Source organism: Streptomyces sp. B21-083 (assembly GCF_036898825.1).
GTDB lineage: Bacteria > Actinomycetota > Actinomycetes > Streptomycetales > Streptomycetaceae > Streptomyces.
In genome coordinates this window covers 3,635,452-3,655,628 of sequence record NZ_JARUND010000002.1, presented here as the reverse complement: position 1 = coordinate 3,655,628, position 20,177 = coordinate 3,635,452, and the positions used below count along the sequence as shown (strand labels likewise).

The 20,177-nt window shown below is 70.6% G+C and carries 14 protein-coding genes and 2 pseudogenes; 11 read left to right on the top strand and 5 right to left on the bottom strand.

All coding sequences use genetic code 11. The features are described 5' to 3' along the window. Nucleotides 1-295: 295 nt before the first annotated feature. A complete protein-coding gene (locus tag QA861_RS40290) occupies nt 296-1,234 on the bottom strand; it encodes a sugar phosphate isomerase/epimerase family protein (RefSeq protein ID WP_334593816.1) in 939 nt (312 codons plus the stop codon). Between the two features lie 162 nt (nt 1,235-1,396). Between QA861_RS40290 and iolC the strand changes: the two genes are divergently transcribed. From iolC to mmsA, 5 genes and pseudogenes are all read left to right on the top strand, one after another. Next, nucleotides 1,397-2,347, top strand: coding sequence for a 5-dehydro-2-deoxygluconokinase (gene iolC, locus QA861_RS40285; protein ID WP_334593815.1), 951 nt, complete (start codon nt 1,397-1,399; stop codon nt 2,345-2,347). Further along, the gene (locus QA861_RS40280; protein WP_334593814.1) at nt 2,344-3,276 is read left to right on the top strand and encodes a Cgl0159 family (beta/alpha)8-fold protein; all 933 of its coding nucleotides are present in this window, start codon (nt 2,344-2,346) and stop codon (nt 3,274-3,276) included. The genes iolC and QA861_RS40280 overlap by 4 nt, the downstream gene beginning before the upstream one ends. 23 nt (nt 3,277-3,299) lie before the next feature. Further along, nucleotides 3,300-3,539: pseudogene (locus QA861_RS40275) on the top strand (5-deoxy-glucuronate isomerase); the annotation flags it as partial. Between the two features lie 8 nt (nt 3,540-3,547). After that, nucleotides 3,548-5,452: a 3D-(3,5/4)-trihydroxycyclohexane-1,2-dione acylhydrolase (decyclizing) gene (gene iolD / locus QA861_RS40270; protein ID WP_334593813.1), complete on the top strand. Its 1,905-nt coding sequence runs from the start codon at nt 3,548-3,550 to the stop codon at nt 5,450-5,452. 14 nt (nt 5,453-5,466) lie between these two features. Next, nucleotides 5,467-6,969 carry a CoA-acylating methylmalonate-semialdehyde dehydrogenase gene (gene mmsA, locus QA861_RS40265; protein WP_334593812.1) on the top strand — a complete coding sequence of 501 codons (1,503 nt, stop codon included), beginning with the start codon at nt 5,467-5,469 and terminating at the stop codon, nt 6,967-6,969. A gap of 117 nt (nt 6,970-7,086) precedes the next feature. On the opposite strand, the gene QA861_RS40260 is transcribed toward mmsA, so the two are convergent. The 3 genes and pseudogenes from QA861_RS40260 to QA861_RS40250 all read right to left on the bottom strand — a co-directional run bounded on the left by QA861_RS40260 (nt 7,087) and on the right by QA861_RS40250 (nt 9,332). Next, the gene (locus QA861_RS40260; protein ID WP_334593811.1) at nt 7,087-7,674 is read right to left on the bottom strand and encodes a maleylpyruvate isomerase N-terminal domain-containing protein; all 588 of its coding nucleotides are present in this window, start codon (nt 7,672-7,674) and stop codon (nt 7,087-7,089) included. Nucleotides 7,675-7,961: 287 nt separating this feature from the next. After that, nucleotides 7,962-8,807, bottom strand: a complete 846-nt coding sequence (locus QA861_RS40255; RefSeq protein ID WP_334593810.1) for an SCO4651 family lipoprotein — start codon at nt 8,805-8,807, stop codon at nt 7,962-7,964. A gap of 109 nt (nt 8,808-8,916) precedes the next feature. Continuing rightward, nucleotides 8,917-9,332: pseudogene (locus QA861_RS40250) on the bottom strand (GNAT family N-acetyltransferase). Nucleotides 9,333-9,682: 350 nt separating this feature from the next. Between QA861_RS40250 and QA861_RS40245 the strand changes: the two are divergent. The 5 genes from QA861_RS40245 (at nt 9,683) to QA861_RS40225 (ending at nt 17,315) form a co-directional block, all read left to right on the top strand. Beyond that, nucleotides 9,683-10,105 carry a hypothetical protein gene (locus QA861_RS40245; RefSeq protein ID WP_334593809.1) on the top strand — a complete coding sequence of 141 codons (423 nt, stop codon included), beginning with the start codon at nt 9,683-9,685 and terminating at the stop codon, nt 10,103-10,105. A gap of 18 nt (nt 10,106-10,123) precedes the next feature. After that, the gene (locus QA861_RS40240; RefSeq protein ID WP_334593808.1) at nt 10,124-11,818 is read left to right on the top strand and encodes a zinc ribbon domain-containing protein; all 1,695 of its coding nucleotides are present in this window, start codon (nt 10,124-10,126) and stop codon (nt 11,816-11,818) included. A 148-nt stretch (nt 11,819-11,966) separates the two neighbouring features. Continuing rightward, entirely contained in the window at nt 11,967-14,633 is a 2,667-nt protein-coding gene (locus tag QA861_RS40235; RefSeq protein WP_334593807.1) for an alpha/beta fold hydrolase, read from the top strand. Between the two features lie 74 nt (nt 14,634-14,707). Further along, a complete protein-coding gene (locus tag QA861_RS40230) occupies nt 14,708-15,571 on the top strand; it encodes an ABC transporter permease (protein WP_044472546.1) in 864 nt (287 codons plus the stop codon). A gap of 157 nt (nt 15,572-15,728) precedes the next feature. After that, complete coding sequence (locus QA861_RS40225) at nt 15,729-17,315, top strand: vWA domain-containing protein (RefSeq protein ID WP_334593806.1); 1,587 nt, start codon at nt 15,729-15,731, stop codon at nt 17,313-17,315. 108 nt (nt 17,316-17,423) lie between these two features. Here the strand turns inward: QA861_RS40225 and QA861_RS40220 are convergent, their stop codons facing one another. Continuing rightward, complete coding sequence (locus QA861_RS40220; protein WP_334593805.1) at nt 17,424-18,032, bottom strand: chorismate mutase; 609 nt, start codon at nt 18,030-18,032, stop codon at nt 17,424-17,426. 173 nt (nt 18,033-18,205) lie between these two features. Between QA861_RS40220 and QA861_RS40215 the strand changes: the two genes are divergently transcribed. Continuing rightward, nucleotides 18,206-20,161 carry an AMP-dependent synthetase/ligase gene (locus QA861_RS40215; RefSeq protein WP_334593804.1) on the top strand — a complete coding sequence of 652 codons (1,956 nt, stop codon included), beginning with the start codon at nt 18,206-18,208 and terminating at the stop codon, nt 20,159-20,161. The last annotated feature ends 16 nt before the right edge of the window (nt 20,162-20,177 follow it).

Sequence of the window (20,177 nt, the reverse complement as noted above, 5' to 3'; positions counted from 1 at the left end):
CCGGACGCTGCGCTTGGCGATCACAAAGCCATTGCCCGTTGAACGACCTGCCGTGACTCTGGGTCGGAACTTGTTGACACGACGTGACGTGGACCCGCGTACGCGTGACAAATATGACGCGAGGGGAGCATTTGTGACACGAGTGACGCAAAGGCGCGCGTCGGTAGGCCGGAGTGGCACGTTGCCCTAGGGGGCGCACGCCGATAGGCGGCGCCCCCTAGGGCTAGGGGCGCGGGGAACGGCGCGAGAAGCCCCCACCGGCCGGCCGGCAAAGAACCGGCGACCCAGCGGAGCGCTACGCCCCGCAGGACCGGAGGAAGGCCCGTGTCCGCTGCGCGATCGGCAGCGGCTTGTCCGGCTCGCACGGGTACATGTCCTGCTCGACGATCGCGAACAGATCCACGTCCAGCTTCTGGGCGGCTGTCAGAACCGGACCCAACTCGGGTACGCCGGCCGGGGGTTCGCACATGACACCACGGGCGACCGCCGGGCCGAACGGGACCTCGTTCGCCCGTACGTCGGCGAGGATCTCGGGGTCGACCTGCTTGAGGTGCAGGTAGCCGATCCGCTCGCCGTAGGTCTCGATCAGCTTGACGCTGTCGCCGCCGCAGTAGGCGTAGTGGCCCGTGTCCAGGCACAGCGAGACGAGCGAGGAGTCGGTGCCGTCGAGGAAGCGTGTGACGTTCGTCTCGCTGTCGATGTGCGTGTCGGCGTGCGGGTGGACGACGATCTGGAGGCCGTAGCGCTCCCGCACCTCATGGCCGAGCCGCTCGGTCAGCGTGGTGAGGTTGCGCCACTGCTCGGGCGTCAGGGTGTCGGACTCCAGTACGACACCGGTCTTGTCGTCCCGCCAGAAGGACGGGATGACCACCAGGTGGGACGCGCCCATGGCCTGAGCGAGCACCGCGTTGTCCGCGACGTGCGCCCAGGTCTTCTCCCAGACGGATTCGCCGTGGTGAAGCCCGGTGAAGACGGTGCCGGCCGACACCTTCAGGCCGCGCTCGGCGGTCTCCTCGGTGAGGACGGCCGGGTCGGTCGGCAGGTACCCGTACGGGCCCAGCTCGATCCACTCGTAGCCGGACTGCGAGACCTCGTCGAGGAAGCGCTGCCAGGGAACCTGCTTGGGGTCGTCCGGGAACCACACACCCCAGGAGTCGGGCGCCGACCCGACTCGGATGCGTGACAGCGGGGGGCCCGACGGGGAGGAAGCGGAGGAAGGGGACGACGTAGTCATGGGCGTCAGCTTCAGCTCACGCCGGGACGCGTGTCAAGGTCTGGTCCGAATGTCCGGACAAACTATTGACAGGGCTCCGTGAGGCGGGCTAGACCTGAGGGCGAGCCGCTGTGCGAGTTGCCGGGCGAGCCGTGTGAGCCGAAGAAGAGCGAAGGGAACTCGATGGCGTACGACCTGATCACCATGGGGCGGATCGGAGTGGACCTGTATCCACTGCAGACCGGCGTGCCGCTCGCCCAGGTGACGTCCTTCGGAAAGTTCCTCGGCGGCTCGGCGACGAACGTCGCGGTCGCCGCGTCCCGCCTCGGACACAGCACCGCGGTGATCACGCGGACCGGCGACGACGCCTTCGGGCGCTATCTGCACGACGCCCTGCGCGACTTCGGCGTCGACGACCGCTGGGTCACGTCGGTCCCCGGCCTCAACACCCCGGTCACGTTCTGCGAGGTGTTCCCGCCGGACGACTTCCCGCTGTACTTCTACCGGCAGCCCAAGGCGCCGGATCTTGAGATCGACGCCCACGAGCTGGACCTCGACGCGGTCCGCGAGGCGGGCATCTTCTGGGTCACGGGCACCGGCCTGAGCGAGGAGCCCAGCCGCACGGCGACCCTGGCCGCCCTCGCCCACCGCGCCAAGTCCGGTACGACGGTCTTCGACCTCGACTGGCGCCCCATGTTCTGGAGCGACCCCGAGTCGGCGCGCCCCTTCTACACCGAGGCCCTGCGCCACACCACCGTCGCCGTCGGCAACCTCGACGAGGTGGAGGTGGCGACCGGCGTACGCGAGCCGCACGCCGCCGCCCGCGCCCTCCTGGACGCCGGTGTCGAACTGGCGGTCGTCAAGCAGGGCCCGAAGGGTGTTCTCGCCGTCAACAGCAAGGGCGAGACGGCCGAGGTGCCCCCGCTCCCCGTGAACGTCCTCAACGGCCTCGGCGCCGGTGACGCCTTCGGCGGCTCCCTCTGCCACGGCCTCCTCGAAGGCTGGGACCTGGAGCGCATCATGCGGCACGCCAACGCGGCCGGTGCGATCGTCGCCTCCCGCCTGGAGTGCTCGTCGGCGATGCCCACCCCCACCGAGGTCGAGGCGGCGCTCGCGGCAGGAGCGGTGCGATGAGCTCCACCGCCCTGACCGGCGACGGCACCAGCTCTGTCGCCGCCCTCGCCCCCGTCGACATCTCCGCCCTCGCCGCCACCCGCGCCCGGCACCCCGAGGCCATCGCGGAAGCCGCCGCCCGCCGGTCCCGGCGCCCCCTCCTCGGGGACTCCGGCCGGCTGATGATCGTCGCCGCCGACCACCCGGCCCGGGGCGCCCTCGGGGTCGGCAACCGCAAGCTGGCCATGGCCAACCGCGCCGACCTCCTCGAACGCCTGTGCCTCGCTCTCTCCCGTCCCGGTGTCGACGGTGTCCTCGCGACCGCCGACATCCTGGACGACCTGCTCCTCCTCGGCGCCCTGGACGGCAAGGTCGTCATGGGGTCGATGAACCGAGGCGGTCTCTCCGGCGCCAGCTTCGAACTCGACGACCGCTTCACCGGTCACCGCCCCCAGGACATGGCACGCCTCGGCTTCGACGCCGGCAAGCTGCTTGTGCGCATCGACTACGACGACCCGGGCTCCCTCAACACCCTGGAGTCCACGGCCCACGCGATCGACGCGATGGCCGAGCGGCAACTCCCGCTCTTCGTCGAGCCGTTCATCAGCAGGCGCGGCCCCGACGGCAAGGTCCGCAACGACCTCTCCGCCGAGGCCGTCACCAAGTCCATCGCCATCGCGTCGGGCCTGGGCGGCAGTTCGGCGTACACCTGGCTGAAGGTGCCCGTCACCGAGAACCCGGACGACATGGCCGAGGTCATGCAGACCTCCACCCTGCCCGCCGTACTGCTCGGCGGCGAGGTCGGCGACGACCAGGACGGCGCGTACGAGAAGTGGCGCGGCGCGCTGCAACTCCCCACCGTCCAGGGTCTCGTGGTCGGCCGCTCGCTGCTGTACCCGGCGGACGGCGAGGTGTCCGCCGCCGTGGACACCGCCGTCGGGTTGCTGTGAGGCGCGCGATGGCCGACGGCTACGGCGGCTGTACCGTGCGAGCGGAGCACGGCGCGACGCACGACGATTGCCAACTCCTGGGCGGGGAAAGGGTGTTCGCGTCGGTCGCCGACGTCACGCACGCACCCCGGGCCGCCCGGGCACTGATCGCCTCCGGCGCGGGAGGCCGCTTCGCCCTGGCAGGAGCGAAGTGTGGGCGACCACTCCCCGCTCGCTACGGCCCCGCGCCGGAGGTCCACTTGGCACCCGTACACACCACGGGGGAACACCGATGACCCCGACCACCACCTCACCCACCGCCACGACGAGGCTCACGGTCGCGCAGGCGCTCGTCCGCTTCCTGGCCGCCCAGTACACCGAGCGGGACGGCGTCCGCCGCCGGCTGATCGAGGCCACCTGGGGCATCTTCGGCCACGGGAACGTCGCCGGGCTCGGCCAGGCGCTCGTCGAGTACGCCGACGACATGCCGTTCCACCAGGGCCGCAACGAACAGTCCATGGTTCACGCGGCAGTTGGCTACGCGAGGCAGTCGAACCGCCTCTCCGCCCACGCCGTGACGACGTCGATCGGCCCGGGCGCGACCAACCTCGTCACCGGCGCCGCGCTCGCCACGATCAACCACCTCCCGGTACTGCTCCTCCCCGGCGACACCTTCGCGACCCGCCCGGCGGACCCGGTCCTCCAGCAGCTCGAAGTCCCGTACGCGGGCGATGTGTCGGTCAACGACTGTCTGCGCCCGGTGTCGAGATACTTCGACCGCGTCACCCGCCCCGAGGCGCTGATCCCGGCGGCGCTGCAAGCGATGCGGGTCCTCGCCGACCCCGTCGAGACAGGCGCGGTAACTCTCGCTCTCCCGCAGGACGTTCAGGCCGAGGCGTACGACTGGCCCGACGAGTTCTTCGCCGACCGCGTGTGGCACGTACGCCGCCCGGTCGCCGACCCCGCCGAACTGACGGAAGCGGTACGGCTGATCCGTACCGCCCGCCGGCCCCTGATCGTCGCGGGCGGCGGAGTCCACCACAGCCGCGCGGAGGAGGCGTTGGCGGAGTTCGCCTCGGCGACCCGCATCCCCGTCGCCTCCACCCAGGCCGGCAAGGGCTCCCTGCGCCACGACCACCCCCAGGACGTGGGTGGCATCGGCCACACGGGAACGGCGACGGCGGACGAACTCGCGCGCCAGGCAGACCTGGTGATAGGCGTCGGCACCCGCTACACGGACTTCACCACGGCCTCCCACACCCTGTTCGCAGCGCCGGACGTCCGCTTCCTGAACCTCAACATCGCCTCGTACGACGGCCACAAGCTGTCCGCCACCCCGCTGATCGCGGACGCCCGCAGCGCCCTGCGACAGCTGACAGAGGCACTGGCGCCCCACGACCACCGGGTAACGGACGCGTACGCGTCCGAGTACACCGAGGACAAGGAACGCTGGGAACAGCGCGTCGACGCCGCCTACGAGGCCGACGAACCGGACGTACGCCCGACGCAGCCGCAGGTACTGGGCGCGCTGGACGAGATAACCGACGAGTCGGACATTCTCATCAACGCGGCCGGCTCGCTCCCCGGCGACCTGCACAAACTCTGGCGCGCGAGGTCGTCCGACCAGTACCACCTCGAATACGGCTATTCCTGCATGGGGTACGAGATACCGGCCGCGATCGGTGTGAAACTGGCGGCGCCCGAGCGTCCCGTATGGGCGCTGGTGGGCGACGGCACGTACCTGATGATGCCGACGGAGATCGTGACAGCCGTACAGGAGGGGATCGCCATCAAGCTCCTCCTGATCCAGAACCACGGCTACGCGTCCATCGGCGGTCTGTCGGAGTCGGTGGGCGGCGAGCGCTTCGGCACCGCCTACCGCTATCAGGCGGACGACGGTACGTACACGGGTGCACCCCTGCCCGTGGACCTGGCCGCCAACGTGGCGAGCCTGGGCATGCGCGTCCTGCGCGCGAAGACGGTACGGGAGCTCCGGGCGGCGCTCGCCGAGGCCCGTGCCGCCGACACTCCCACTTGTGTCTACGTCGAGACCCAAACGGCAGACACAGTGTCGGGCGCGCCTCCGGCGCAGGCCTGGTGGGATGTTCCTGTGGCCGAGACCGCGACACGCCCGTCAGCGGTCAAGGCACGTGAGCTGTACGAACGGCACGTCTCTACCCGACGCCGCCATCTGTGAAGGAGAACCTGGGCATGACGAAGATCGTCAACCACTGGATCGGCGGCAAGACCGTCGAAGGCGCGTCGGGCACGTACGGGCCGGTCACCGACCCCGCGACCGGCGCGGTCACCACGAACGTCGCCTTCGCGACCGTCGACGAGGTCGACGCGGCGGTAGCCGCTGCGAAGGACGCGTACGCGACGTGGGGCAAGACCTCACTCGCCAAGAGGAGCACCATCCTCTTCAAGTTCCGCGCGCTGCTGGACGCCAACCGCGACGCGATCGCCGAGCTGATCACGGCGGAGCACGGCAAGGTCCACTCCGACGCGCTCGGCGAGGTCGCCCGCGGCCTGGAGATCGTCGAACTCGCGTGCGGTATCACCGTGCAGCTGAAGGGCGAGCTGTCGACGGAGGTGGCGAGCCGCGTAGACGTCTCGTCGATCCGCCAGCCCCTCGGCGTCGTCGCGGGCATCACGCCGTTCAACTTCCCGGCGATGGTCCCGATGTGGATGTTCCCGATCGCCATCGCGTGCGGCAACACCTTCGTGCTGAAGCCGTCCGAGAAGGACCCGTCGGCGGCCATGAAGATCGCCGAACTGCTGTCCGAGGCAGGCCTGCCCGACGGCGTCTTCAACGTCGTCCACGGCGACAAGGTGGCGGTCGACCGCCTCCTCGACCACCCGGACGTCAAGGCGGTCTCCTTCGTCGGCTCCACCCCCATCGCCCGCTACATCCACACCACGGCCTCGGCGAACGGCAAGCGCGTCCAGGCCCTGGGCGGCGCCAAGAACCACATGCTGGTCCTCCCGGACGCGGACCTGGATTCGGCGGCCGACGCCGCCGTCTCCGCCGCCTACGGCTCGGCCGGCGAGCGCTGCATGGCGATCTCGGCGGTCGTCGCGGTCGGCGCGATCGGCGACGAGTTGGTGGACAAGATCCGCGAGCGCGCCGAGAAGATCAAGATCGGCCCCGGCAACGACCCGACGTCGGAGATGGGCCCCCTCATCACGAAGGTCCACCGCGACAAGGTGGCGTCGTACGTCACGGGCGCGGCGGCCGAAGGCTCCGAGGTGATCCTCGACGGCAGCGGCTTCACGGTCGAGGGCTTCGAGGACGGCCACTGGATCGGCATCTCCCTCCTCGACAAGGTGCCCACGACGGCGAAGGCCTACCAGGACGAGATCTTCGGCCCGGTCCTGACGGTCCTGCGCGTCGACACGTACGAGGAGGGCCTGGCCCTCATCAACGCCTCCCCCTTTGGCAACGGCACCGCGATCTTCACCCGCGACGGCGGCGCGGCCCGCCGCTTCCAGCTGGAGGTCGAGGCCGGCATGGTCGGCGTCAACGTCCCGATCCCCGTCCCGGTGGGCTACCACTCCTTCGGCGGCTGGAAGGACTCCCTCTTCGGCGACCACCACATCTACGGCAACGACGGCACCCACTTCTACACCCGAGGCAAGGTAGTCACCACCCGCTGGCCCGACCCGGCAGACGGCCCGTCAGGCGTGGACCTGGGCTTCCCGCGCAACCACTGAGTACCCCCTGCAGATGCCCGCTGACCTGGACTTTCCGGCTCCTCGCTGCCGTTCCGTGCGGTTCCCGCTCCACGGAACGGCAGCGAGGAGCCTCGTTGGCATCGTCGTCCGCGCTCTTCAGCGGACCGTCCGGGGGGCCTGACGGAGTGCTGCTTCCCACCGCCATGAGATTTGGCGAGGGAGGCCGTCGAGTTCTCCGCGGCCGGTGCACCAGAGGAGTACCTGAGTGGGGTCTCCAGGCGGGGCGGCGGGGAAGAGCCGGGTGAGTACTGCTGCGCTCAGCGATGCTGGGGGCAGCCAGTCCACGGACAGTCCCTGCGTGATGTCGTAGGTGTGCAGCAGGGTTTCGGCGACGCCCATCGCGGCGAACCCTTCGGGGTCGCACGGGCCCCAGTGCCAGGCCCTCATGGCCGGGTTGGCTGCGGCCAGGGCGCTACTGAGCAGTCCGCCGCAGGCGGTGACGGCCTGTAGTGCTTCGGCAGGCGAGGCAGTGGGGCGAACGGCCAGGTCGATAGGAAGGTAGGCGTCGGTGGGCTGTGCTGCCAGCTGCCCTGCGTAGGCCAGCAGGTCGTGGCCGATGTGGGCTGCTGTTTGCCAGCAAGTCCATTCGAGTGGCCCCGCCGTCACCGTCCAGTCCTCGGCGGTATGGGGGCCGAGCACCCGCAGCATCTCTGCCACAGCGCCGTCGACGTCCTTATGGTCCATGCAGAGCTCCTCGCGGTCCGTGTGGTGGGACTGGGCTGGTTGCCGAGCCTTCACGCTGCCGGGCATCTGGCACGTCCGCCCCAGCGGAGGCCCTTCTCGCTGCGGATGCGGGCGCGATCTCGGCGTTGGGCGGCGCGGACATTGCGCCAGCTTGCCGACCCGCCGAGAGATGGCGTCCTGGACCCGCTCGCGAGGCTGAGACGATCATGCTGGCCGGGCTGAACGAGGGTGCCCTGCCTCCTCGAGGAAACGGGGCACCCTCGCACACGCGCACCAGGAGCTGCTGCTCAGCCCTGCTTCCCGGCGTTCCTCTTGACCAGCTCGCTGACGTCGGCGACCTGCGCGGCCGGCGGGGCCTTGACGTCGGCCGTGGCGCCGAACTTGCGGAAGTCCATGGTGACGGCCATCTTTCCGATCACCTGCTTGATACGGACCGGCAGATCCTTGGCGCCGACCCAGACGTCCATGTCGATGGAGGTCACGCCGCCGGTCGCCGAGTCGAGGAGCGAGCCCTGGTTGCCGTAAGCATCCTTCAGGTTGCCCATCCGGCTCTGGTCGATCACGGCCCGGTAGTGGGTCGTGCGCTGCCCGTTCAGGATCTGTACGCCCAGGTCTTCGACGTCCTTCGCGTACTTTAGGCCGCGCATGGAGGCCGTCGGGCTGCCGCCGCCGCCCGCGGTCACCGCCTGGGCGCCCTTCTCACCCAACACGACCGACCCGTCCAGCTTCATCCACTGCTTGCCCTTGAAAGGGCCGACAGGCTGCGGGTCGACGTTGTAGTAGTAGTCGCCGTCCACGAAAAGCGCGTGGATGGTCGGGTCGTCCTGGAGCTGCTGCATCTGTGCGGCCTTGGTGTCCATCTCGACGTCGTAGGCGAACCCGTCGCCCCAGGAGTACGTGCCCTCCATGGCGATCGGACCGGTGCCTCCGTTGCCCAGGTCGGTACTCACCGAGACCTCGGCGGATCCCAGCGCCTCGGTCCGGTCGGTCGCCCGGGCGAGCGCCGCCATGATCGCGCCGGTGTCGTCCACCGCCTCGGCGGCGTGCTTGACGGTCTGAGCGCCGCACCCGGAGGCCGCGACCAGCGCCACCGCCGTGAACCCCGCCCAGGCAGTGGTCTGCCGCAACTTCATGATTCCCCACCCCGTAGTTGTGTGTCCGTAGCTGTGTGTCCGTTGTGCACACTGAACGGACTGAACTGTAGTGCGACGAACCGACATCGCAGCGACGGATTTTCGCGCCCTACCCGAACTCCCACCCCACCACCGCACAAGCCCCGTCGTCCTTGCCGCCCGCGCTTCGATACGTGGCGAGGGCGACCTCGTTGTCCGTGTCGACGAGCACCCACATGCCGTAACAACCGCGTTCGCGGCTCACCTCGGTCAGCCGCCGCACCAGCGCCCGCCCGATCCCCCGCGCCGGTACGCCTCGGCCACCCCCAACTCGTACAGCAGCATCTCCGCGCCCTTGTCCGGGTGGATGGTCTCGACGCCGCTCACGAAGCCGACGGGGGCAGCTTCGCCGGACTCGTAGGCCAGGTACAGGTGATGTCCGGTGGACGTCAGGAAGCGTTCCGCCCACTCTGTGCGGACCGGGTGGTCGAAGAGGGGCTCGGCGGCGGCCACCTCGGCGACTGTCGAGGCGCGACGAATTTCCACAGGGTCTTCAACTGTCGCGGGTTTGGCTTAAGCAGGCTGGTTGATGCTCTTTCGTGCCATCAGTGCGATCCTCAGGATCTGCCACCAGTTTCATCCCGTCTGGTTATGCTTTCCGCCGATTTCGAGAGATGTAGATGTTCGCTTTCGCGTCCTCGCCGGATGCCGACGCTCGTGTGGCTCGCCCCTGCCCTCGGGGCACGGAGTTCCCGGGTGGATCAACAGGCGGGGACGAGGTCGTGTCTTTGTGTGATGGTCGCTCGTTAGGCCGATCGGAGTGCCGGGACGTGGCAGCTTCAGGGATACGGCCGGGCTCATGGAGGGGGAGCGGGGTGGCGGGGGTGGGCAGGTTGATGGCGACAGCGACGTGCAGCGCCTTCTCTGGTGTGCTGGAGGGCACGGGCGGGCGGGTCGGGCAGCGGGTCCTGTGGGAACGGGTGGGGTTTCTTGCGGAGTTGAGCCAGACACTGACCGGCGCACTGGTGGCTTCCCGGTGGGATGAGGAGTCCCTGGATGTGCTGGCCGCCGGGGTGGATGAGCGGGGTGAGAAGCTGCCGTCCAAGGGGTGGATGGCGCTGCGCCGTCTGAACTGGTCGCAAACCGTCGCCGCCCCGGCGGGGGTGCATGTCTCGGACCGGGTGCGCCGGGGCGCCGAGGAGTACGCGGCCCGCCTGCTGCGTCTGGCCCTGCACCGGCGCGGCACCGTGGCCGCCGTCCTGGCCACCTGGCCCGCCGATCCGCGGCGGCGCGCCGACGCGGAGTGGACGGCGCTATGAGCTGTACTGCCCGCCGGGGTGGCGGGGGCGGAGATCCGCAACCGCACCCGGCAGGTGCGCGCGTATCTGGCTGAGCACGGGAAGTTGCCTGCCGGGCTGTGCGCCCTGGAGGATCCGCCGCAGGTCGCCGGGCAGGTGCTCCTTGCCGCGATGGACCGACAGCAGGTCACCCTGGACCGGGTGGACGCGGTCACCGCCCGGCTGCGGGTCAAACTCCCCCTGCACGCGACTCCCGCCACGGGGCGGGACTGGGCCTGGCATGTGATCGACATCCGGCTGCCGGGCACCGTCACAGCGGACGCGGTGCTGCACACCCCTACCCTGCGCCCCACCCGCACCGGCCGGATCGCCGTCGACCTCCCGCACTCCCGGCCCGCCCCCGTCACCAGGGCGAGCGGTCATCGGGTGGCTCTCGGTTTCGACTGGGGGGTCAACACCCTGCTCACAGGCACCCTGGGCCGCCTGACCGGACGCGGCCCCACCAGCCGGGTCCTCACCGACGGGCGCCCCCTCATCTTCGACGCCACCACCATCAGTGCCGCCCTGCACCGGCTGCGCGGCCACAGTGAACACCTCGCCGCCAAACGCCACCACCACCAGGCCCTCGCCGACAAGCTCGCCTCCCCACACCTGGCCTGGGCCGAACACCTCCACCGGGCACGGGTCCTGGAGACGGAGCATGTGCGGGTGTGTGCCCGCATCCGGCACCTGAACGCCGCACTGGCCCGGGCGGCGGCCCGCTGGGCCGTCGACCAGGCGGCGGCGCTCGGCGCGAGCGTCATCTACCTCGAAGACCTCACCACCCTGGAAACCCGCGGCCACCGCAAAGGCAACGCCCGCCTGTCCGGACAGGTCCGCGGCACCATCGCCGAAGCCATCCGCCACCTGGCCGCGAAGGCGGGCATCGCGGTCGTCACCGTCCCCGCCCGGGGCACCTCCAAACTCTGCCCCGGCTGCCTCGCCACGCTCACCCACCATCCCGCCCCCGACCGACTCGGTGAGCGAGGCTGGAAGTGGGCGCACTGCCCCGGCTGCGGACTGTCCATGGACCGCGACCATGCCGCCGCCCGCCGGATCGTCTCCCGCGGCCTGCTCGCCCAGGCCCACACCACCACCGAACGCCCTACCGGCACCCGCACCATCCGCACCACCATCGAGGGCACGGTGGCCCTGGTCCGGCGTCCGAAGAGAACCACCCGCCGCCTGCGCCGCCAACGCCACGCGGAAACGGCCCCACCCCGGCCGCGCGGGCCGAAGGTCACCGAGGGCAAGAAACACCCCACCCCCAGCAGGCCAATTGGCACCCGCCGCCCAAGTACCCGGCGCGCAGCCCAGGATCTGGCCCCGGGCCAAAAGACTTCCCGCCGTATGCCCGATGTGCGTACGGTCCCCGCCACCGCTCCCACCCCGGGGGCAGTCCAGCGTCCGGCGGGGCATGACACCACGACACCAGCCGTATTCAGGCCGGTGCCAGGTCATGGAGTACCCGTACCCGGCCGGATCGGGGAACACCTTCCCCGATCCGGCCGGGTACGGCTCTCACGCAGAACCTGTCGGCGGCGCACCCGCGCCGCCGAGCGGACCGGCTTCCACCACCTGCACGCCACCGAAGTCCACCCCCTCACCCCGAGGTTCGGACCACCGGACGGCAACCGCACACGGCCACGCCGCGCCCGAAAAGCCTGGAAACCACAGGCACACACAGAGTTCTAGAGACGCTGGACCTCCACAGACCGAAACTCCACGGGCCGTTCGTACCACGCCTGGTGTACGCCGGGCCCGTCTCGTACGCCTGCGGGATGGCGGGAGGTTCCGACCGGTGGCTGCCCCGGATGTCAGTGGCGGCCCGTACCGTTGACGCATGGATCTTCGAATGCCCGGACTGCGGGGAGCGCGGCCCCGGCGGCCACGGCGGCTGATCGCCGGCGTGGCCGTCGCCGTCGTCCTGCTCGCCGGCGCCGGTACGTGGACGGCCGTCGCCTCGGACGACGCGCCCGCGGTGCACCGCGCCGACCGGGTCATGGACGTCGGAGGCGGGGTGCGTATCGACACCTCGTTCTTCACGGCGGGGTCGGACACGTCCCGCCGCCCCGCCGTCCTCCTCGCCCACGGCTTCGGCGGCAGCAAGGACGACGTACGGTCCCAGGCCCAGGACCTCGCCCGCGACGGGTACGCGGTACTGACCTGGTCCGCCCGGGGTTTCGGCAGATCGACCGGCAGGATCGGGCTGAACGACCCGAAGGCCGAGGTCGCCGACGTCTCGAAACTCATCGACTGGCTCGCCACGCGCCCCGAGGTCCAGCTCGACAAGAGCGGCGACCCGCGCGTGGGCATGGCCGGCGGGAGTTATGGCGGCGCGATCTCCCTTCTCACCGCCGGGTACGACGACCGGGTCGACGCCATCGCGCCCGCGATCACCTACTGGAACCTCGCGGACGCCCTCTTCCCCAACGGCGTCTTCAAGAAGCAGTGGGCCGGCATCTTCATCAACACCGGCGGCGGCTGCGAGAAGTTCGAGGCCACGCTGTGCCGGATGTACGACCGGGTCGCCGAGGCCGGCAAGCCGGACACGGCAGCCACCGACCTCCTCAGCGAACGGTCGCCGTCCGCCGTCGCCGACCGCATCAAGGTGCCGACCCTGCTGATCCAGGGGCAGACGGACTCCCTCTTCCCGCTCGGCCAGGCCGACGCGGCGGCGAAGGCGATCCGTGCCAACGGCGCCCCCGTGGACGTCGACTGGATCGCGGGCGGCCATGACGGCGGCGACATGGAGACCAGCCGCGTCGAGTCCCGGGTCACCTCCTGGTTCGACCGGTATCTGAAGGACGACAAGGCCACCGACACCGGCCCCGCCTTCCGCGTCACCCGCACCGGCGGCATCGACTCCACCGACGGGGCAGCCACCCTGCGCGGCGCCACCTCGGACACCTACCCGGGCCTGGAGAGCGGGCAGCGCGCCATCACCCTGACCGGCAGGGAGCAGACGTTCGACAACCCGGCCGGCGCCGCTCCACCCGCCGTCTCCGCGCTGCCCGGCCTGGGCGCGGCGGGGGGCCTCTCCCAGCTCTCCTCCCTCGGAGTCGGCGTCTCGCTCGACTTCCCGGGGCAGAACGCCCGCTTCGAATCGGCGCCGGTCGCCGACGACGTACAGATCACCGGTGCCCCCACGGTCACCGTCCACGTCAGGTCGACCAGCGAGGACGCCGTCCTCTTCGCCAAGGTGTACGACGTCTCCGCGGGCGGCAGGCAGCAGGTGCTGCCCGGCCAGCTCGTCACCCCCCTCAGGGTCGAGGGCGCCAAGGCGGGCAAGGACGTCACGATCACCCTCCCGGCCATCGACCACAAGGTCGAACAGGGCCACCGACTCCGTCTGGTCCTCGCCTCCACGGACCTCGGGTACGCCTCACCGGTCGCCCCGGCCACGTACACCGTCTCCGTGCGGAACGACCTGAAGATCCCCACCGCGCCCGGCGTCACCACGGCCTCGGCCGGGCTGCCCGCCTGGGTGTGGTGGCTGCCCCTCGCGGGCGCCGCGATCGCGCTGGCCCTGCTCCTGTCGGGACGCCGGCGTACGGCGGCGCCCTCCGCCCCGGACCCCGAACTGGCCGGAGTCCCGCTCCAGATCACCGACCTGAGCAAGCGGTACGCGAAGTCGTCGGACCGCTATGCCGTACGGGATGTGTCGTTCCGCGTCGAGAAGGGCCAGGTCCTCGGACTCCTCGGCCCCAACGGCGCCGGCAAGACCACCACCCTGCGCATGCTGATGGGCCTCATCAAGCCGGACGCCGGGGAGATCCGCGTCTTCGGGCACGCCATCCGCCCCGGCGCCCCGGTCCTGTCCCGGGTCGGCGCCTTCGTCGAGGGCTCGGGCTTCCTCCCGCACCTCTCCGGCCGCGAGAACCTGGAGCTGTACTGGCAGGCGACGGGCCGCCCGGTCGAGGACGCCCACATGGAGGAGGCCCTGGAGATCGCGGGGCTCGGCGACGCACTCGCGCGCGCTGTGCGCACGTACTCCCAGGGCATGCGCCAGCGCCTCGCCATCGCCCAGGCCATGCTCGGCCTGCCCGACCTCCTGATCCTCGACGAGCCGACCAACGGCCTCGACCCGCCCCAGATCCGCGAGATGCGCGGGGTCATGATCCGGTACGCGGAGGCCGGCCGCACGGTGATCGTCTCCAGCCATCTGCTGGCCGAGGTCGAGCAGTCCTGCACCCACCTCGTCGTCATGGACCGCGGCAAGCTGGTCCAGGCGGGCCCGGTCAGCGAGATCATCGGCTCCGGCGACACCCTGCTCGTCGGCACCACCACCCCCGTGGAGGAGCCGGTCGTCGAGAAGGTGGCCGCCCTGCCGGGCATCGTCTCCGCCGTACGCACCGACGACGGCCTTCTGGTCCGCCTCGCCCCCGACGACGGCAGCGCGCAGCGCCTCGTCGTCGAACTCGTCCGCCTCGAAGTGCCCGTGGAGTCGGTGGGCCCCCACCGCCGCCTCGAAGACGCCTTCCTCACCCTGATCGGAGGTTCCGCATGAGCACGACGAACTCGATGAAAACAACGAGCGCGGCTAAGACAACGAGCGCGACGACCACGGCCGACGCGAAGGCGATGGACACGCTCGTCGAGCGGGCGGAGACGGCCGACGGGTACCGCGCCCGGCGGACACTGCCCCTGCGCGTCGAGCTGGTCCGCCAGCTCAAGCGCCGCCGTACGCTCGTCATGGGCGGCATCCTCGCCGCGCTGCCGTTCATCCTCGTCATCGCGTTCGCGATCGGCGGCGAGCCCGGCGGGCGCAACGGCCAGGTCACCCTGATGGACACGGCCACCGCGTCCGCCGCCAACTTCGTCGCCGTCAACCTCTTCGTCTCCGCGGGCTTCCTGCTCGTCATCCCCGTCGCCCTGTTCTGCGGGGACACGGTCGCCTCGGAGGCGAGCTGGTCCTCCCTGCGCTATCTGCTCGCGGCACCCGTGCCGCGCGCCCGCCTCCTGTGGTCCAAGCTCGCCGTCGCCCTCGGCATGAGCCTCGCGGCGATGGTGCTGCTGCCGGTCGTGGCCATCGCGGTCGGCACGGCGGCCTACGGCTGGGGCCCGCTGGAGATCCCCACCGGCGGATCGCTCGCCGCGGGCACGGCGGCCCAGCGCCTGGTGGTGGTCGTCGGGTACCTCTTCGTGTCCCAACTGGTCACCGCGGGACTCGCGTTCTGGCTGTCGACGAGGACGGACGCCCCGCTGGGAGCGGTCGGCGGCGCCGTCGGCCTGACCATCGTCGGCAACGTCCTGGACGCGGTGACGGCCCTCGGTGACTGGCGCGACTTCCTGCCCGCGCACTGGCAGTTCGCGTGGGCCGATGCCATCCAGCCCCGCCCGGAGTGGGGCGGCATGATCCAGGGGACGGCGGTCTCGATAACGTACGCCCTCATCCTGTTCGCCCTGGCCTTCCGGGGTTTCGCCCGCAAGGACGTCGTCTCGTAGGTCACCGGAGGATCACCTACCGGTCTCGACAGCCGCCCCTCGTGGCCACTTCGAGATCCATCCGCAACACCCCGTACCGCACATTCCGGCCCCCTCCGCCGTCACAGTCACAGAAGTTGACGTCGTCCGACGTCAACGGACGGAGGGGGCACGGCAGATGGAGCGGACCCGGATCCACCGAACACGACGCCTGCGAGGCACACTGATCGCGCTGACGGCCGCGAGCGGTCTGCTGCTCACCGGCTGCGGCGGCGCCGGTGACAGCGGTCAGAGCAGCAAGGCGGACGGCCGGCAGAACTCAGGCGGCGGCTCGGGTTACGCACCCGCACCCGCACCCGCCCAGAGCAACAGCTCCGGCGAACAGCAGGACGGCGCCCGAAGCGAAGGCGAACAGGACGGCACCGAAGGCGACTTCGCCCCACCTCCCGACTACCTCTCCACCTTCGCCCTCGACGTCGACACCGCCTCGTACGGGTACGCCCGCCGCACCCTCGCCGACGGTCGCCGCCCCGACCCGTCGACGATCCGGCCCGAGGAGTTCGTCAACAGCTTCCGCCAGGACTACGAACGCCCCCACGGCAACGGCTTCTCGGTCACCGTCGACGGCGCCCGCACCGACCGCGAGAACTGGTCCCTGGTCCGCGTGGGCCTCGCCACCCGCACCGCCGAGCAGGACGGCGAACGCCCGCCGGCCGCCCTCACCTTCGTCATCGACATCTCCGGTTCCATGGCCGAGCCCGGCCGCCTCGACCTCGCCAAGGACTCCCTCGGCGTGATGACGGACCGACTGCGCGACGACGACTCGGTGGCGATCGTCACCTTCAGCGACGAGGCCGAGACCGTCCTCCCGATGACCCGCCTCGACGACAACAGAGACCGCGTCCACGACGCGATCGACGAGCTGGAACCGACCGATTCGACCAACCTCGGCGCAGGAGTGCGCACCGGCTACGCCACCGCCGTGAAGGGCCTGCGCGAGGGCGCCACCAACCGGGTCGTGCTGGTCTCGGACGCCCTGGCGAACACGGGCGACACCGAAGCGAACTCGATCCTCGACCGCATCTCCGACGCCCGCCGCGAACACGGCATCACCCTCTTCGGCGTCGGTGTCGGCAGCGACTACGGCGACGCACTGATGGAACAACTCGCCGACAAGGGCGACGGCAACACCACCTACGTCGCGAACGAGAGCGACGCCCGCAAGGTGTTCTCCGAGCAACTCCCGCGCAACATCGACCTCACGGCCCGCGACGCCAAGGCCCAGGTCGCCTTCGACCCTGAGACGGTCGCCGAGTTCCGCCTGATCGGCTACGACAACCGCCGCGTCGCCGACGACGACTTCCGCGACGACCGTGTGGACGGGGGAGAGGTGGGCCCCGGTCACACGGTCACCGCTCTCTACGCGGTCCGCACCAGACAGTCCGCCTCGGGCCATCTGGCCACGGCCACGGTCCGCTGGCTCGACCCCGAGACCCGCGAACCCCACGAGAAATCGGGCCAGTTGGAGTCGGGTTCGCTCCACGAGTCCCTCTGGGACGCCCCGTCCCGCCTCCAGGTCGCCGCCGTCGCCGCCTACTTCGCCGACGCCCTACGCAAGGGCGACGACCAATGGACCACCCTGCCCGACGCCCCCGCCTTGAGCGAACTCGCCGAAAAGGCCGACAAGTTGGCAGAAAAAACAGAGGACGAGGCGATACGCCGGCTGGCTGAGGCAATAGACCAGGCCAGGCGTTACGAGGACTAGGCGGTGCGAGGAAACCCGGGATGCGACGAGCGCCTCTTTCAGGGGCGCGGGGAACTGCGCGACCAGCCCCCACCGCCCCGCGGCCGACGCACGACGGAACCACGGAGGCTAACCGCAGACTGACGGAACCGCCCGCCCCAGCCCCTCCAAATGCAGCCCGTCCAACCGATACCCAAAAGCGGAGCGCCCCGCAGCGAACGCAAGCCGCACCTCACACGCACCCCCCGACCGAACCCCCTGCGTCTCCCGCAACGCGTCCAGCAACTCGGTGGTGATCCGATCCAGGATCGGCCGCACCTCCTTGACCAGATCGGGCCGTTCGGTCGGCCGCAACTCGGGATGCGCGTCCCAGCGGGCGTACAGCCCACGCTGGACCACCTTGTTCGCCTCGATCTGGTCCCGGAACACGGCAGCCACCGCCGCCGGGTCGAGACCGAGCCCGACGGCCCGCGCCGAGACGTCGTCCAGGATCTGCTGCTCACGCACCGGGTCGTCGATCGGCTTGTCGGTGCCGTACTTGGCGGCGGCGACCTTGTCGGCGACCAGCAGCCGCTCGGCGAACAGGTCGGTCAGCGGGGTCAGGGAGGTCAGGGAGGAGGCGGGGGAGAGGGCGACACTGCCCGCTCGTACCGGAGTTGACGTGTGAGCCACGGCAGGCGCCGCGCCGGAGACGGCGAGGACGGCCGACGCACACACGGCGAGAAGAACGGACCGCACGGGGTTCCTTTCGGTGGGGGGAGGCCAAGCCCGGCGCCGGACCGAAGCCCTGCACCGGCCAGCAAAATATCCGCCCCGGATGATCTGCTTGTGCGCGACCCATTGAACTTCCGCTACGCATCGGTAATTTGACTCGGAATCACGAGCGGGACCAGTCACCGGGAGCGAGTGTCATGGGCGTACGCAGGGATCTGAAGCACGCGAAGCGGCGCACCGATCTGGCGGACCGCCACCGGATCGAGCTGGTCCGCGACGAGAAGAGCGGCATCGTCCGAGAGGCCCGCGCCGCGCCCGTCGTGGCGACCCCCGCCACGGGCAGCACCGCCGACCTGCCCTACACCAACGCGGCCGAGGCCCCCGACGCGGTGATCCTGCGCCGCCGTACGGACGACGGCAGCTGGCGCCCGATCACCGCCGCCGGCTTCGCCGCCGAAGTCACCGCCAGCGCCAAGGGGTTGATAGCCGCCGGCCTCCAACCGGGCGGCCGAGTCGCGGTGATGTCCCGTACCCGCTACGAGTGGACGGTGCTGGACTTCGCGATCTGGGCGGCGGGTGGCCAGACCGTACCCGTCTACGCCACCTCGTCCGCCGCCCAAGTGGACTGGATCGTCCGGGACTCGGGGGCCCGTCTGGTCGTCACGGAGACGCCGGACAACACGGCCACCGTGATCACCGGCACGGCCGCTCACCCCGAACCCCCGCGCGTCCTCACCCTGGACGAGGGCGCGATGACCGAACTCACCACCCTGGGACGGGAGGTGTCGGACGAGGAGGTGACCAAGCGGCGCACCGCCCTGACCCCCGGCACCACCGCGACGATCTGCTACACCTCGGGCACCACCGGCCGGCCGAAGGGCTGTGTACTCACCCACGCGAACCTGCACGCCGAGGCGGCGAACGTCGTCGAACTGCTGCACCCGATCTTCAAGGAGGTCACCGGCCAGACCGCCTCGACCCTCCTCTTCCTCCCCCTCGCCCACATCATGGGCCGGGCCCTTCAGATCGGCTGTCTGATGGCCCGTATCGAGATCGGCCACTTCCCGAGCATCAAACCCGACGAACTCCGGCCGATGCTGCGGGAGTTCAGGCCCACGTTCCTGGTCGGCGTCCCGTACCTCTTCGAGCGGATCCACGCCACCGGCCGCGCGACCGCCGAGAAGATGGGCCGAGCCGCCTCCTTCGACCGCGCCCACCGCATCGGCGTCCGCTTCGCGGAGGCGTACCTGGAGAAGTTCCTCGGTACAGGTACAGGTACAGGTGGCGGTAGCGGCAAGAGACCCGGCCCCGGCCTCGGCCTCTACGCCGCCTGGGCCCTGTACGACCTGCTTGTGTACCGCCGTGTCCGCAAGGAGCTGGGCGGGCGCATGCACTACGCCATCAGCGGCGGCTCCCCGCTCGACCGCGACCTCAGCCTCTTCTTCTACGCCGCCGGAATCATCGTCTACGAGGGCTACGGTCTGACCGAGACGACCTCCGCCGCCACCCTCGTGCCACCCCTGGCCCCCCGCCCCGGCACGGTCGGCCAGCCCGTCCCCGGCACCGCCGTCCGGATCGCCGACGACGGCGAGGTCCTGCTCAAGGGCGCGGTCGTCTTCGACGCCTACTGGAACAACCCGGCGGCCACGGACGCGGTCCTGAGCGACGGCTGGTTCGCGACCGGCGACCTCGGCGCCCTCGACGACGACGGCTACCTCACCATCACCGGCCGTAAGAAGGACATCATCGTCACCTCCGGCGGCAAGAACGTCGCCCCGGCCGTCCTGGAGGACCGGCTGCGCAGCCGCGCGCCGGTCGGCCAGTGCATGGTCGTCGGCGACAACCGCCCCTTCGTCGCCGCCCTGATCACCCTCGCCCCGGACTCCGTCGCCCACTGGCTGGCCGTCCGGAAGATGCCGGCCGACACCCCCATCTCCGAGGTGATCGACGACCCCCGGATGCGCGCCGACGTCCAGCGGGCCGTGGACCACGCCAACGCGGCGGTCTCGCGGGCCGAGTCGATCCGCGCCTTCACCCTGGTCGAGGGCGAGTTCACCGAGGACAACGGCCAGCTCACACCGTCCCTCAAGGTCAAGCGCCATGCGGTGCGGGAGGCGTACGCGGCCGAGATCGAGGCGCTCTACAGCAAGTGAGGCCCGGAATCGGGGC